The following is a 14,470-nucleotide window of genomic DNA, read 5'->3' on the forward strand; positions in this document are numbered from 1 at the left end:
AAAATGAAGATGAAAGTTTTCGGCTTCATGTATCATTAGCTTTTTATCCATACCCTTCTTCTTGCGCAGCAGGCTGTAGAGCTGAGCGGCGTGCAAAGTGAAGCCCCGCCTTGATCTTGTTTATTGCACGGTCAGGGCAGGGCGATCGCGCAGCTTCATTTTGCCGGAAAACTCTCCCCGAAGGGCCCCTTTGCAAAGTCGTACGCCGTTATTTCTTGCGCTCATCCAGTTCAGAATTGAACAGCCGCAACCGTGCGGTCAGGTTCTCTTCGTTCATCACGCTGTTGAAATTTTCAAACAGAAACGATAACGCCTCACCTTCGTCCAACCCGGCCTGGGCTGAAAACTTCTTGAGCTGTCGGTAGCCGTCTTCGGTCATGGCAACGGGAAAGCGGCGGGTCAGTCGGAAGCGTTTTGGCATGGTGTCCTCGCGTCTTGCGGTGGGTGGGGAATTTCCCCACCCCACAGGTAGTCTAGAAGTTTGCGGCTTCCAGCGCCATCACCGTATCGGCACCGGTCTGGATGCGGGTCAGATGCAGCGCCGTGGCTGGCAGTTGACGCGCCATGTAATAGCGGCCGGTTGCCAGCTTGGTTTCGTATAACGCCGGGTCGCCGGTCCCGTCTGCAAGTGCCTTTTTCGCAGCCAGGCCCATTTTTGCCCACATGAACCCAAGGCACACATGTCCGAACATATGCATGAAGTCCGTTGAACCGGCCAAGGCGTTGTTCGGGTTTTTCATGCCGTTTTGCATGAAATACATGCCAGCGGCTTGCAGGTCTTTGCTGGCGGCTTTCAAGGGCTCAAGGTAGGCGGCATCGAACTCTGCATCCTGACCGGCATTTTCCTTGATGAAGGTCTTGAGCATGTCAAAGAACGCCATCACGTGCTTGCCGCCGTCTTGCGCCAGTTTGCGGCCCACGAGGTCAAGCGCCTGAACGCCGTTCGCACCTTCGTAGATCATCGCAATGCGGGCATCGCGGGTAAACTGGGACATGCCCCATTCTTCGATATAGCCGTGGCCGCCATAGATCTGCTGCGCCTTGACGGTCATGTCATAGCCGACATCGGTCAGGAACCCCTTGATGACGGGGGTCATCAACGACACCAGGCCGTCAGCGTCCTTGTCCTCAGAGCGGTGCGCGGCGTCGATCAGGTTTGCACCCCAAAGGATGAAAGCACGTGCGCCTTCGACAAAGGATTTCTGGTCCATCAGGCTGCGGCGAATGTCGGGGTGTACGATCAGCGGATCAGCCGGGCCATTGGGGTTCTCTGCGCCCGTTACGGCGCGGCCTTGCAGGCGGTCCTTGGCGTAGGCCAGCGCATTTTGATAAGCCACATCGGCTTGGGCCAGACCTTGCATGCCGACGCCGATACGCGCTTCGTTCATCATGGTGAACATGGCGCGCATGCCTTTGTGTTCGTCGCCCAGTAAATAACCGGTGGCACCGTCATAGTTCATCACGCAGGTAGAGTTGCCGTGGATGCCCATCTTTTCCTCGATCGATCCGACGGCGACGCCGTTGCGATCGCCCAGGGACCCGTCTTCCTTGACGATAAACTTGGGCACGATGAACAGCGACACGCCCTTGATGCCTTCCGGGCCGCCTTCGATCTTGGCCAGTACCAGATGGATGATGTTGGCAGCCATGTCATGTTCGCCGGACGAGATGAAAATCTTCTGGCCGGTGATCTTGTAGCTGCCGTCGCCTTGCGGGACTGCCTTGGTGCGCATCAGGCCCAGATCGGTGCCGCAATGCGGTTCGGTCAGGTTCATGGTGCCGGTCCAGTCGCATGATACCATGTTGGGCAGGTAGGTGTCTTTTTGCGCTTGCGTGCCATGCGCAAGGATGGCCGATGCGGCACCGTGGGTCAGGCCCTGGTACATGGTAAATGCCTGGTTGGAGGCCGAGAACATCTCGCCCACAGCGGTGCCGACGATATAGGGCATGTTCTGGCCGCCAAATTCTTCGGGCATGTCCAGACCGGGCCAGCCGCCTTCCTTGACCTTGGCGAAGGCGTCCTTGAAGCCGGTCGGCGTGTAGACGACGCCGTTTTCCAGACGGCAGCCTTCCTTGTCGCCAATGATGTTGAGCGGGGCAAGAACCTCCGAAGTCAGCTTGCCTGCTTCCTCAAAAATGGCAGAGGTGAATTCCGGCTCGAGGTCATCGTAGCCGGGGATTGCGGAGGCCGTGACGTTCAGCACATCGTGCAGAACGAATTGCATGTCTTTTACGGGGGCTGTGTAGCTGGGCATTTGGTCTGTCTCCCTTGGCCGGGTGGCCATCTATCTGGTCGGAATTTATGTATTACTCTGCTGCGTTGCGCGCGGTGCTGACCGAGGCGATCATCTTTTCACCCCATTTCAGCTGGGCGCGCAGATCATCAATGGCCTCTGTCATCTCGTCACGCCGCGCTTCAAGATCGGCAAGCCGTTCGCGGGCGATCTCGTAGGTGCGTGCCAGCTGGGTCTGTTGCTGGTCATCCATATGATAAAGGTCAAGAAGTTGCCGGATTTCCTCGAGGCTGAACCCGAAGCGCTTGCCGCGCAGGATCAGTTTCAGGCGGGCACGATCCCGTTTGCCGAACAGGCGTTTCTGGCCTTGGCGTTCGGGAAAGATCAGTTCTTTTGCCTCGTAAAAGCGCAATGTTCGGGGGGTCACATCGAATGCATCACACATTTCGCGGATCGTCATTTTTGTGTTGCTCATCGTCAAAGCTCGCTGTTGCAGTGGACGTTATGGCAGTGATGTGGCCATCTGCACCTCAACTTACAACACAGCTTGACGTTAACGTAAGTTCGACGTTGCGTCACTTTGGTCGTTAAATTTTTCAAACGCAGCATCAGTTTTTGAGGGTGCGTTAGGTCACAGTCTATGACATATGTCCCGCAACTCGCGCGTCTGCGATTCAGTATTGTGGGGCCTCGGTGAGCTTTGACATGAATTTTCAAGCATTTACGAAATTATCAAGACAGGCGGACAGCCCGGGCGCGATTTGGGCGATTGTTCAGCGGTATGCGCGGGCGCATGAAATTCGCATGATCGCCTATGGCAGCGTCGAGGTTCAAACCTATGGGGAAACGACTTTCCCCGGTATCCAGTTCGGGATGCCGACGGCATTCAAGGAAAGTTACATCAAGGAGCAGTTGTATCTGGACAATCCACTGCCCCGCCTTGCCATGTCCCGACCCGATCCGTTTTACTGGTCGGATGCGCAGGATCTGGATGATCTTCAGCCAGCTGAAATCGCGTATCTCGATAAGCTGAAAGAGGCGGGCATCTGGCCGGGCATCGCCTTTCAGGTGTTCGGTCCGGAATCGCGCAATGCCGCCGTCGGGATGTGTTTCGAACCGGGTGCGCCGCGATTGTCGCCTGACGCGCTGCTGGAGCTGCAATTGGCCAGCCAATGCGCGCACCAGCGATTTTGCGCACTGACGGATGGGCCGAAATCACCTTATGCCCGGCTGTCCCCCCGAGAGCTTGAGGTGTTGCGCTGGATCGCGCAGGGCAAAAGCAATTCCGTGATGGCCGACATCATGGGAATTTCGCGCCATACCGTCGATACGATCACGCGCCGCATGTTCGAGAAACTCGAGGTGACGGACAGGACCCGCGCCGCCGTGCGCGGCATCAGCGCAGGGCTGCTGAAGCAGTCGGTGGATGACCTTATGTGACGCACTTGCGTGACATGAATTCTGGTTTTGAACAGGATAAGATAGGTGTCTACACTTTTATCGTGGTAAACCCGCCGCGCTGCATTAACTTGTATCGAGCAGTCCAAGGTTCGGTGGCCCTAAAAACAGAGTGATTTTTTCAGAATGAAACAACCTCAAGGGGCAGATGAGCTCCGCGTCGCTGCGACACACGTCGAAAATGCCGCATATGATCTCGCAGCGATGGTCGAAAGCGAATTGGTTTCAGAGATGATCATCATCTCAGCTGAACTTGAGCGTCTTGCGGATCAGGTCGAACAGCGGTTGCAAGCCGAAAGCCGGAACGTGAAGAACCGGATCTAGGACATTTTTTCCAAGGCCTGTGCCGTGTCGTTGCGCAGGCGCTGTAATTCTTCCATCGCCTCGTCCAACTGGGCACGCTGATCGGCCAGTTCGATCAACTGCCGGTCCGCGCTTAAGACCCATGCGCGCATCTGCGCCTCTGTGCCCTCGTTCTCATAGATCAGCAGCCATTGCCGGATGCCCTCGAGGGAATAGCCGAATTTCCGTCCCCGCATGATCAGTTTCATGCGCGCAATCTCGCGGGGGCCATATGTCCGCGTGCGCCCTTCGCGTTCCGGATGCAGCAATTCGATATATTCATAATATCGCAACGTCCTCGGCGTGACGTCGAATTCAGCGCACATTTCCTTAAAGCTCAGGCGTTTATCGGTCATCGTTATCTCCTCAGATGCAGAAACTATGCCTAAGTTTTTCCGAGCGCAACAGGCGGGGTTGCTCTTGGGGTCTTGGAGGGTTGATATGGGGGAAACGGATCGCCGAGAGGGTCAGAATGACGGATAAGGATAAATTGCGCATCGCAGGTCAGTTCATTTCGGCGCTGCCCTTCAGCGAAGCGCTTGGGATGGTTCTGGAAGAACTGTCAGACGGGATCGCGGTGATCGGGATGCCCTATGACGCAAAACTGGTTGGCGATCCGCGCAGTGGCGTCATCCACGGGGGGGCCGTTTCGGCGTTGATGGACACCTGCTGCGGGGCCGCGGTGATGAGCCATCCCAGCAACCCGGGCGGCACCGCAACGATTGATCTGCGCATCGAATACCTGCGCGCCGCCGCACCCGGTCAACGCATTACCGCGCGTGCTGAATGTTACCATGTGACACGGTCGGTGGCATTCGTGCGCGCAACGGCACAGGACGAGACAAACGGCAGCCCTGTGGCCACGGCCACGGGCAGTTTTGTGGTGGAGGGGCAAAGATGAGCGGACGCGTGAAACCCGAAGATGTGCAGGTCATCAAGAAACGCCGCGACGGCGCGTTGCGCGCACTGGTGGGGGCCGTGCCGTATATTCAGTTCCTGGGCATCGAATTCGAACGCCGCGGCGACGAACTGACGGCGATCCTGCCTTTCTCGAACAAGTTGATCGGCAATCCGATCATCTCGGCGCTGCATGGCGGTGTGACGGCCTCTTTCCTCGAGGTGACGTCGATCATCACGCTCAGCTGGGGCACCCTGTGGGAAGATCTTGAATCCGGTGCCATCGAGGTCGACAAGATGGATGGCGAACACATGCCACGTCTGCCCAAGACAATTGATTTCACCGTGGATTATCTGCGCTCGGGCCTGCCGCGTGATGCTTATGCGCGGGCCACGATCAACAGGTCGGGGCGGCGCTATGCGTCGGTTCATGTCGAGGCGTGGCAGGACAACCGCGCCAAGCTGTTTGCGCAGGCCACGGGCCATTTCCTGATGCCCCAACGCCGTGACTGAGCCGCTTTCCAAGGCCGAGGTTACCGCCGTCGCCAAGGGCAAAGCCTCTGCGCGTGATGTCGTGACCCACCGACGCGTGCTGAACATCGCAATCCCGATTGTGATTTCAAATGCGACCGTGCCGATCCTGGGCGCGGTGGACACAGGGGTCGTGGGCCAGATGGGGCTTGCGGCACCGATCGGGGCCGTGGGCATCGGGGCCATTATCCTGTCGGCGCTGTACTGGGTGTTCGGGTTTCTGCGCATGGGGACGGTCGGGCTGACCGCGCAGGCTGCCGGTAATGACGATCACGCCGAAGTGGCGGCCCTGCTGACGCGCGGGCTGTTGATCGGCGGGCTTGCCGGGCTTGCGATGGTTCTGCTGCAGGTTCCGCTGTTCTGGGCGTCGTTCCAGGTGTCTCCGGCCAGTGCCGAGGTCGAGGGGCTTGCACAATCCTACATGGGCATCCGGGTCTGGTCCGCGCCTGCGGCGATCGCGCTTTATGCGATCACCGGCTGGCTGATCGCGCAGGAACGCACCCGCGCGGTGCTGGTCATTCAGGTCTGGATGAACGGGCTGAACATCCTGCTCGACCTGTGGTTCGTGCTGGGGCTGGGCTGGGGTGTGGAAGGCGTGGCCTTTGCGACTTTCCTGGCGGAATGGACCGGGGCGGCATTGGGCCTGTGGTTTTGCCGTGCAGCCTTCGGCGTGCCCGCGTGGCGCGATTGGCCGCAGGTTTTCGACGGTCCGCGCTGGATCAACATGATGAAGGTGAACGGCGATATCCTGATCCGCTCGTTGCTGTTGCAGGCGATCTTTGTGTCGTTCTTGTTTTTGGGCTCCGGTCTGGGGGATGTGAAGCTGGCTGCCAATCAGGTGTTGCTCCAGTTCCTGATGATAACGGCCTATGCGCTTGACGGTTTCGCCTTTGCCGCCGAGGCTCTGGTCGGCCGCGCCATGGGGGCAAAGCAACGTGATATCTTGCGCCGCGGGGCATTGCTGACCAGCGGTTGGGGCTTGCTGTCTTGTGGATTGATGACCGTCGGATTTGCGCTTTGGGGCGGGGCGATCATCGATCTGATGACGACGGCCCCGATGGTGCGTGAAGAGGCGCGGGTTTTCCTGCCTTACATGATCGCGGCACCGCTGATCGGCTGCGCGTCCTGGATGCTGGATGGTATCTTTATCGGGGCGACGCGGTCGCGGGACATGCGCAACATGATGGCGCTTTCCTTCTTGATCTATTGCGTCTGTGCCGCCCTGCTGGTGCCAAGCCTGGGCAATCACGGGCTTTGGATTTCACTGCTGGTCAGCTTCGTCGCCCGCGGGGTCACCCTGGCCCTGCGCTATCCGGCGCTTGAGCGGGCAGCGGGGTAACCCGTTTCTTGAGAAAAGCAGTCCGGAATTTTCTGCAAATTCCGGCCTAATCCGAGAGCAGTGCGTTCACCGCTTCCGGGGGGCGGCCGATGACGGCTTTGGTCCCTTTGAACGCGATGGGCCGTTCGATCAGAATGGGCGCGTCGGCCATGGCTTGCATCAACAGGGCGTCATCGCTGTCCTTGCGCAGGCCCAGTTCCTTGAACCGCGCTTCGCCCGTCCGCATCATCGCGATCGGGCTGAGCCCTAACGCGGATCGCGCCGCCTCGAGTTCTGCCAATGACGGGGCGTCTTCAAGATATCGCCTGATCTTCACCTTGGTCCCGGATGCCTCGATCAGCGCCAAGGTCTGGCGGGATTTCGAACACCGCGGGTTGTGCCAAAGCGTTATCACAACCAGTCGCCTTTTTTGCTGCCTACGGCATCCGTTACCGACGTAAACCCGTCACGGGCCAAAAGCGCGTCCAGCCCATGGGCGATATCGGCCACGATCGACAGCCCGCCATAGACAAGGGCGGTATAAAGCTGAACCGCCGACGCGCCCGCGCAAATCTTTGCATAGGCGTCCTCGGCGGTGCTGATCCCGCCGACACCCACCAGGGGGATATCCGTGAACGTGGACAGGCGTGCCAGTACGCGGGTGGATTTTTCGAACAAGGGCGCGCCAGACAGCCCGCCCATCTGATCGCGGTTCACGCTGTGCAAACCCGTCCGGTCCAGTGTCGTATTGGTCGCGATGATCGCGGCCACACCGGCCTCGTTGGCCACATCCGCGACATCCGCGATCTCGGCCTCGGTCAGGTCGGGCGCGATCTTGAGGAACACGGGCGTGGCCCCCCGCACCGCCATGACACCCGCCAAAAGCCCGGCAAGGGCCGCCTTGCCCTGCAGGTCCCGCAGTTTTTCGGTGTTCGGGGAAGACACATTCACCGTTGCGAAATCGACGTGGTCGCGGGCCGCTTCCATCACTTTGGCAAAGTCGGCTGCGCGGTCAGTGCTGGTCTTATTGGCCCCAAGGTTCAGACCGACCGGCACGCCTTTGCCCCGTTTGCTCAGACGGGCGCAGATGGCCTCCATGCCGTCATTGTTAAAGCCGAAGCGATTGATCGCGGCGCGGTCTTCGGTCAGGCGAAACAGGCGCGGCTTGTCATTGCCGGGTTGGGGCAGGGGCGTGGCTGCCCCGACTTCGATAAAGCCGAAACCGGCGTTTGACAGGGGGGCGATTGCCATCGCGTTCTTGTCAAATCCTGCGGCCAGACCAACAGGGTTTGGCAGGTCCAAGCCGGCCAAAGTGGTTTTCAATCGCGGCGAGGTCACAGGGCCGGGCGATACTGCCAGCCCCATCTGCAACGCAGAAAGTGCCAGCCCGTGCGCCATTTCGGGATCAATTTTACGCAAGGCGCGCAGGCCGATTTGTTCAGCGAAACGTTTCATGCAAATTCACCCGTAAGGGGCAGGGGGCCGGTCCGGATCAGCCGCGACGTGGCGACCGCAGCCTGCCGGTGGACAACCGCCAGCTTGTAGCGAGGGTCGGATATCATCTGCAGAAACGCATGGGCATTGGGGTAGTGGGCGATGAACATGATATCCCATGCCTCGTCGCCGGGGCCGATCAACGTCGTCTCGAACCGGCCGCGCCACGCGATTGAGCCGCCAACATCGGCCAGCACCGGCCCGCTTTCGACGCCGTAGTTCTTATAGGCCTCTGCGCCGGTCAAACCATCTGACGCGCGTGCGTGATCGGCGGGATAAGCGGCAACATCGCGCAGCCGCACAAGGTTGAGCATGTGCAAAGGCGTGTCGCGGTCCAACCCTTTGAAGGCGTCAAACTGCGCGCGGTCCGGATCGACATATTTGCTCATTCGTTTTCAAACCCTGCGGGAAATTGATGCGCCCCGTTTTCAAGCGGCAAAGGTTGGGCCCAGGCGACGTCTGCCATCTTTAGATCGCGGTAAAGGTGAGGGAACTTTGCACCGCCGCGCGAGACCTCCCATTTGATGTCATCGCCCAGCCGGTCGGTTTCCACGGCCAGCAGGTACAAATCATCTTCGCCAGCGAAATGTTTGGCGGCTGTTTCAGCGGCCTGGGTCGCGGTTGAAAAATGGACATAGCCATCGGCCACATCAATGGGCGCACCTTGGGTTGTCCCCGCGCTGCGCAGCGCTTGCCATTCGTCGGCGCGAAATATTTTGTATATCAACATGGAAGCCGTGATGCCTTGGCTGCGGCAAACGGTCAAGACCTGTGCAACCGTGCGGGCGTTTTGGCACGTGACCTAAGGGCAGCGTGAAATCGCGACAGATGGTCTTTGACAGATTGAAAAGCCGGGGCCACGATACGGCAGAATTTCAACCTTGGGGGATACCACAATGAAACGATTCCTGACTGCCACGGCAGCGCTGGCCCTGACCACAGGTATGGCGCAGGCTGACTATAGCCTGACCATTCTGCATACCAATGATTTCCACGCCCGGTTCGAGCCGATCAGCAAGTATGACGGCCCTTGTTCGTCCGAAGACAACACCGCCGGTGAATGTTTTGGCGGCACGGCCCGTTTGGTCAACGCGATCAAGGAAGCCAAGGCGCGGACGAACAACTATGTTCTGGTGGATGGCGGCGACCAGTTCCAGGGCTCGTTGTTTTACACCTATTACAAAGGCAAGATGGCCGCGGAGATGATGAACATGCTGGGCTATGACGGCATGACTGTGGGCAACCACGAATTCGACGACGGTCCCGAAGTGCTTGCCGGTTTCATGGAAGCGCTGGAATTCCCGATCCTGATGTCGAATGCCGATATCTCGGCTGAACCGCTGCTGGCGGGCAAGCTGGCGAAATCCGCGGTGATCGAACGGGGCGGCGAAAAGATCGGTTTAATCGGTCTGACATCCGAAGATACCGACGAACTGGCGAGCCCGGGCGAAAACGTGATCTTCACCGATTCCGTTGCCGCCGTTCAGGGCGAGGTTGATCTGCTTACCGCGCAAGGCGTCAACAAGATCATCGTGCTCAGCCACTCGGGCTACAAGGTCGACCAGATGGTCGCCGAAAACACCACCGGCGTCGACGTGATCGTGGGCGGGCATTCGAACACCTTGCTGAGCAACACCAACGAGCGCGCCGAAGGGGCGTACCCCACGATGGTGAAGAAAACCGCCATCGTGCAGGCCTATGCCTATGGTAAATACCTGGGCGAACTGAACGTGACCTTTGACGACGAAGGCAACGTCAAGGAAGCCTCGGGCGAGCCGGTGCTGATCGATGCGGCCGTTGTCGAAGACGAAGGTACCGTGGCGCGCATTGCCGAACTGGCGCAGCCGCTGGATGAAATCCGCAACAAGGTCGTGGCCGAAACCTCTGACATGATCGAAGGCGACCGGGCGGTCTGCCGCGTGATGGAATGCCCGATGGGTAACTTGATCGCTGATGCGATGCTGGCGCGGGTGGCCGATCAGGGCGTCGACATCGCGATCCAGAACAGTGGCGGCATCCGGTCTTCCATTGATGCGGGCGACATCACCATGGGCGAAGTGCTGAGCGTGCTGCCGTTCCAGAACACGCTGTCGACCTTTCAGGTATCAGGTGCCACGATCGTCGAGGCGCTTGAAAACGGTGTAAGCCAGATCGAAGAGGTTGCAGGCCGCTTCCCGCAAGTCGCAGGCATGACCTATGCGGTTGATCCTGCCGCCGAAGTGGGCAGCCGGATCAGTGACGTGATGGTCGCCGGGGCTCCGATTGATCCCGCCAAGGTCTACGGTGTGGTGTCGAATAACTACGTCCGCAACGGCGGAGACGGCTATGCAATGTTCAAGACGGCTGAAAACGCCTATGATTACGGCCCCGATGTGGCGGACGTTACGGCTGAATTCATCGCGATGAACGGGGCCTACACGCCCTATACCGATGGCCGCATCACGCTGAAGTAAGCGGATTTTGCAGGTCGAAAGGCGCGCCCCGATAGGGTGGCGCGCCTTTTCTTTGTCAGGTATGCCGTTATTGCAGGTGAACGCGTTTGCAACGCGATGACGGGAAGGGACGGCCGTCACGTCAACACAGTGCAGGCGGATGCGCGGAACTTCCGGCCTCTTGCCGAAGTGGCTTGAGTGATTGACCAGCCGATGCCCATTGGCGCTATTAATTTCGGACGACATATTGAAGACTGGTCTCGCAGTGGCAATCTCGACAGGAGGTGCTGGAGGCCTGGCTTTGCCAAATCGCAATGCCTTTCGTCTGGGTTGCTCAAAGATCGAACCAAGGAAACTGCCAATGTGTGGACGTATGGCGCTCAGCTTGCCGCAAGACGCGATGGCGCAGCTGTTTCAGGCCCGCCCGGCCAATGACTTGCCGGAAGTGCCTGATTTTAACATTTGTCCGACAGACCCGGTGCACATTGTCACCAGTACGGAGGACGGTCCGCGCAGTTTGTCTGCGATGCGGTGGGGGTTTGTGCCGCACTGGTACAAGAAACCTGATGATGGCCCGCTGCTGATCAATGCCCGCGCCGAAACGGTCGCTGACAAACCTGCGTTTCGCGATGCGGTGCGTGTGCGGCGGGGGCTGGTCGTGGCGTCGGGGTATTATGAATGGACCAAGGATGCGGAGGGCGGCAGGGACCCTTGGTACATCACCCGCCAGGACGGCAGCCCCTTGGCCTTTGCCGCGATCTGGCAAGAGTGGACCGCTGCCGATCAGTCCCGGCTGCGCAGCTGTGCGATCGTCACCACGGCTGCCACCGGGGCCATGACCGGGCTCCACCATCGCGTGCCGGTCCTGATCGACCCGCCGGACTGGGCGCTATGGTTGGGCGAAAACGGCAAAGGGGCCGCACCCCTGATGCGTGCGGCGGCGGATGGGGTGCTGGGATGGCACCGTGTCGGTCGGGCTGTGAATTCAAATCGGGCGTCCGGTCCGACGCTGATCGCGCCGCTTCGGAACGGGGGTGATGATTAGGCGGGCAGGGTGACGCGACGCCGCTTTCGTGCTGGCGCGATCCGTCGGCTTTGAATCATCCTAGTTTGTGACTGTCGATGTATCTGCCAGCGGCGGTTCATCGAAACTGATCGTCCCTTCGAACGTGGTTTCGCCATTGGCGCTTGAAAACCCTAAAAGATCACTTTCACCAATTCCGCGGATATAGCTTTGCCCGAATTCCAGACTGCCAGATTGCCATGAATCGTTTTCACCGACCACGGTACGCGCCGTCTGCGATTCGTTGATGAACTCAAGCTGATCTCCGACGTTGACGTAGGAGATGGCCGGCAAGAATGCCTCGTCCAGAACGACAATCTGGTAGATATCGGCCACTGCGCCTGTGGCGCTGGTGGCAAATATGACAAAGGCCAAGGCACTTTTGCGAAACGAAATTGGCATGTCTATGCTCCTAGCAACGGTTCCACTGGGTTGGATCGCACAACTGCTAACGCGCGATTGCGGCGGAAATTTGGCGCGAGGGCTAAAGAATGCGATCGGCCTGGCCGGCAAGCCAGCTTTTGAAGGACCTGAGCGCGGCCGTCTCGGCGCGTTCCTCGGGCCAGACCAGATAATAGTTGCCGATGCTTTGCGTGGTCTGTGTTGACGCCAGCACCAACTGGCCGTCGCGCAGATAGGGATCGGCGGAAAAGGTCGGCAGCAGGGCAACGCCCAACCCATGCACCGCCGCCTGCGCCATGGTCGAAAACTGGTCGAACATCATCCCCGAGGGCGGTTCCTCAGTCACCCCGAGCGCGGCCAGCCAGCGGGCCCATCCCCGGGGGCGGGTATCAAGGTGCAGCAGCGGATAGGACAGGATCGCGCGGGCGTCCTCAAGCGGGGCGTCCAGCAGTTCGGGCGCGCAGACCGGAACGACGGTTTCCGGCATCAGATGCAGATAGCCGACGCCGGGCCAGTCTTCCTTGCCAAAATGTATTGCTGCATCAAAGGCGGTGTTCTGAAAGGCAAAGGGATGCAACCGTGTGCTGAGGTTCACGGTGACCTCCGGATGGGCCTGTGCAAAATCGCGCAGACGCGGTGCCAGCCAATGCATCCCGAAGCCCGGCAGAATGGCCAGGTTGAGCGCCCCCGCCATCGGGTTCGTACGTGCCGAAATCGACGCTTGCGCCAGCCGGTTCAGCACGTCACGCACCTGTAGAACATAGCTTGCCCCTGCGTCCGTCAGGATCAGTTGCCGCCCCTGACGGTCCAGCAACGGCACGTTCAACTGTTCCTCAAGGGTCTTGAGCTGTCGGCTGATCGCACTTTGCGTCAGCGACAGTTCCTGCGCCGCCTGCGTGGCGCTGCCAAGGCGGGCAACCGCCTCGAATGCCAGCAACGCGTTGATCGAAGGAAGAAACCGCCGTGGCGCAATCATATGACTAAAACTCATAGGTTCAGGATAAAGCAGCGATAGTATTTTGCGATCATTTTTGCAATACTGCGGCCAAACACACAATCCGGAGGAACTTGCCATGAACGCCGAAGCACCCATCCTGAAAGCCAAAGACGCGCCTGATCTGGGCAGCTTTGACTGGGCGGACCCTTTCCGTCTGGCCGACCAGCTGACCGAAGACGAACGGATGATCCAGGACAGCGCCCGCGCATATGCGCAGGAAAAGCTGCAGCCCCGCGTGATTGACGCTTATGCCAACGAGACGACCGATGCCGGTATTTTCAAGGAAATGGGCGACATGGGCTTGTTGGGCGTCACGACACCCGAAGAATACGGCGGGCTTGGCGGCAACTATGTCTCTTACGGTCTGGTCGCCCGCGAAGTCGAACGTGTGGACAGCGGCTACCGGTCGATGATGTCGGTGCAATCCAGCCTCGTGATGTACCCGATCTATGCCTATGGCTCCGAAGCGCAGCGCAAGAAATACCTGCCAAAGCTGGCCAGCGGTGATTTCATCGGCTGTTTCGGTCTGACCGAACCTGACGCGGGTTCCGACCCTGCCGGCATGAAGACCCGCGCGATCAAGACAGCGACAGGCTACAAGCTGATCGGCTCAAAAATGTGGATCTCGAACGCGCCGATTGCGGATGTATTCGTGGTCTGGGCCAAGTCCGAAGAGCATGGCGGCAAGATCCGCGGCTTTATCCTTGAAAAAGGCATGAAAGGTCTGACGGCACCAAAAGTCGGCAACAAGTTGTCGCTGCGCGCATCCATCACCGGCGAGATCGTGATGGATAACGTGGAAGTTGGCGAAGACGCCCTGCTGCCACATGTCCAAGGTCTTAAGGGTCCGTTTGGCTGTCTGAACCGTGCGCGCTACGGCATCAGCTGGGGGGCTTTGGGGGCCGCAGAGTTCTGCTGGCACGCATCGCGCCAGTACGGCCTGGATCGCAAGCAGTTCAACAAGCCACTTGCGCAGACGCAGCTGTTCCAGAAAAAGCTTGCCGATATGCAAACTGAAATCGCCCTCGGCTTGCAGGCATCGCTTCAGGTTGGTCGCTTGATGGATGCTGCGAAAGCTGCCCCCGAGATGATCTCGATCGTGAAGCGCAACAACTGCGGCAAGGCGTTGGATATCGCACGGATGTCACGCGACATGCACGGCGGCAACGGCATCAGCGGCGAATACCAGGTGATCCGCCACATGATGAACCTTGAGACGGTCAATACATATGAAGGCACTCATGACGTGCACGCATTGATCCTTGGGCGCGCTCAAACCGGTCTGCAGGCATTTTTCTAATG

General features: G+C 59.2%; 18 protein-coding genes. 8 read left to right on the forward strand and 10 right to left on the reverse strand.

The window, feature by feature from the left end:
- Positions 1-208: 208 nt before the first annotated feature.
- From RGAI101_RS16560 to RGAI101_RS16570, 3 genes are read right to left on the reverse strand one after another with little or no spacing between them, the layout of a single operon-like run.
- Positions 209-421, reverse strand: coding sequence for a hypothetical protein (locus RGAI101_RS16560; RefSeq protein ID WP_008227659.1), 213 nt, complete (start codon positions 419-421; stop codon positions 209-211).
- Between the two features lie 52 nt (positions 422-473).
- Entirely contained in the window at positions 474-2,255 is a 1,782-nt protein-coding gene (locus tag RGAI101_RS16565; RefSeq protein WP_008226512.1) for an acyl-CoA dehydrogenase C-terminal domain-containing protein, read from the reverse strand.
- A 52-nt stretch (positions 2,256-2,307) separates the two neighbouring features.
- The gene (locus RGAI101_RS16570; RefSeq protein ID WP_008226392.1) at positions 2,308-2,709 is read right to left on the reverse strand and encodes a MerR family transcriptional regulator; all 402 of its coding nucleotides are present in this window, start codon (positions 2,707-2,709) and stop codon (positions 2,308-2,310) included.
- Positions 2,710-2,939: 230 nt separating this feature from the next.
- On the opposite strand from RGAI101_RS16570, the gene RGAI101_RS16575 reads away from it, so the two are divergent.
- A complete protein-coding gene (locus RGAI101_RS16575) occupies positions 2,940-3,674 on the forward strand; it encodes a helix-turn-helix transcriptional regulator (RefSeq protein ID WP_037228586.1) in 735 nt (244 codons plus the stop codon).
- Positions 3,675-3,818: 144 nt separating this feature from the next.
- The gene (locus RGAI101_RS16580) at positions 3,819-4,016 is read left to right on the forward strand and encodes a hypothetical protein (protein WP_037228589.1); all 198 of its coding nucleotides are present in this window, start codon (positions 3,819-3,821) and stop codon (positions 4,014-4,016) included.
- On the opposite strand, the gene RGAI101_RS16585 is transcribed toward RGAI101_RS16580, so the two are convergent.
- Positions 4,013-4,390, reverse strand: a complete 378-nt coding sequence (locus RGAI101_RS16585; RefSeq protein WP_008226738.1) for a MerR family transcriptional regulator — start codon at positions 4,388-4,390, stop codon at positions 4,013-4,015. The two genes, RGAI101_RS16580 and RGAI101_RS16585, sit on opposite strands and share 4 nt — an antisense overlap.
- A 116-nt stretch (positions 4,391-4,506) precedes the next feature.
- Between RGAI101_RS16585 and RGAI101_RS16590 the strand changes: the two genes are divergently transcribed.
- The 3 genes from RGAI101_RS16590 to RGAI101_RS16600 are packed head-to-tail and all read left to right on the forward strand — an operon-like array spanning position 4,507 to position 6,801.
- Complete coding sequence (locus RGAI101_RS16590; protein ID WP_008229027.1) at positions 4,507-4,935, forward strand: PaaI family thioesterase; 429 nt, start codon at positions 4,507-4,509, stop codon at positions 4,933-4,935.
- A complete protein-coding gene (locus RGAI101_RS16595) occupies positions 4,932-5,444 on the forward strand; it encodes a PaaI family thioesterase (RefSeq protein WP_037228592.1) in 513 nt (170 codons plus the stop codon). The genes RGAI101_RS16590 and RGAI101_RS16595 overlap by 4 nt, the downstream gene beginning before the upstream one ends.
- Positions 5,437-6,801: an MATE family efflux transporter gene (locus RGAI101_RS16600; protein WP_008225702.1), complete on the forward strand. Its 1,365-nt coding sequence runs from the start codon at positions 5,437-5,439 to the stop codon at positions 6,799-6,801. The genes RGAI101_RS16595 and RGAI101_RS16600 overlap by 8 nt, the downstream gene beginning before the upstream one ends.
- A 46-nt stretch (positions 6,802-6,847) precedes the next feature.
- Here the strand turns inward: RGAI101_RS16600 and arsC are convergent, their stop codons facing one another.
- From arsC to RGAI101_RS16620, 4 genes are read right to left on the reverse strand one after another with little or no spacing between them, the layout of a single operon-like run.
- Entirely contained in the window at positions 6,848-7,195 is a 348-nt protein-coding gene (gene arsC, locus RGAI101_RS16605; RefSeq protein ID WP_008228643.1) for an arsenate reductase (glutaredoxin), read from the reverse strand.
- On the reverse strand, positions 7,192-8,235 hold the full coding sequence (locus tag RGAI101_RS16610) for a quinone-dependent dihydroorotate dehydrogenase (protein WP_008227601.1): 1,044 nt from the start codon (positions 8,233-8,235) through the stop codon (positions 7,192-7,194). The genes arsC and RGAI101_RS16610 overlap by 4 nt, the downstream gene beginning before the upstream one ends.
- On the reverse strand, positions 8,232-8,663 hold the full coding sequence (locus RGAI101_RS16615; protein WP_008227473.1) for a DUF1330 domain-containing protein: 432 nt from the start codon (positions 8,661-8,663) through the stop codon (positions 8,232-8,234). Before RGAI101_RS16615 ends, RGAI101_RS16610 begins: the two co-directional genes overlap by 4 nt.
- Entirely contained in the window at positions 8,660-9,004 is a 345-nt protein-coding gene (locus tag RGAI101_RS16620; RefSeq protein ID WP_037228595.1) for a DUF952 domain-containing protein, read from the reverse strand. Before RGAI101_RS16620 ends, RGAI101_RS16615 begins: the two co-directional genes overlap by 4 nt.
- Positions 9,005-9,170: 166 nt before the next feature.
- On the opposite strand from RGAI101_RS16620, the gene RGAI101_RS16625 reads away from it, so the two are divergent.
- Together RGAI101_RS16625 and RGAI101_RS16630 are read left to right on the forward strand one after the other, a co-directional pair.
- Positions 9,171-10,727: a bifunctional metallophosphatase/5'-nucleotidase gene (locus tag RGAI101_RS16625; RefSeq protein ID WP_008226806.1), complete on the forward strand. Its 1,557-nt coding sequence runs from the start codon at positions 9,171-9,173 to the stop codon at positions 10,725-10,727.
- A 340-nt stretch (positions 10,728-11,067) separates the two neighbouring features.
- Positions 11,068-11,751, forward strand: coding sequence for an SOS response-associated peptidase (locus tag RGAI101_RS16630; RefSeq protein WP_037228598.1), 684 nt, complete (start codon positions 11,068-11,070; stop codon positions 11,749-11,751).
- A 60-nt stretch (positions 11,752-11,811) separates the two neighbouring features.
- Here the strand turns inward: RGAI101_RS16630 and RGAI101_RS16635 are convergent, their stop codons facing one another.
- Positions 11,812-12,171 carry a cupredoxin domain-containing protein gene (locus tag RGAI101_RS16635; protein WP_008228821.1) on the reverse strand — a complete coding sequence of 120 codons (360 nt, stop codon included), beginning with the start codon at positions 12,169-12,171 and terminating at the stop codon, positions 11,812-11,814.
- Between the two features lie 82 nt (positions 12,172-12,253).
- Positions 12,254-13,147, reverse strand: a complete 894-nt coding sequence (locus tag RGAI101_RS16640) for a LysR substrate-binding domain-containing protein (protein WP_008227993.1) — start codon at positions 13,145-13,147, stop codon at positions 12,254-12,256.
- Between the two features lie 97 nt (positions 13,148-13,244).
- Here RGAI101_RS16640 and RGAI101_RS16645 point away from each other — a divergent pair, with 97 nt between their 5' ends.
- Positions 13,245-14,468 (forward strand): acyl-CoA dehydrogenase, encoded by a 1,224-nt coding sequence (locus RGAI101_RS16645; RefSeq protein ID WP_008227923.1) that lies wholly within the window; start codon positions 13,245-13,247, stop codon positions 14,466-14,468.
- Positions 14,469-14,470 lie beyond the last annotated feature (2 nt).

This window comes from Roseobacter sp. GAI101 (assembly GCF_000156335.1).
Taxonomy (GTDB): Bacteria; Pseudomonadota; Alphaproteobacteria; order Rhodobacterales; family Rhodobacteraceae; genus Sulfitobacter.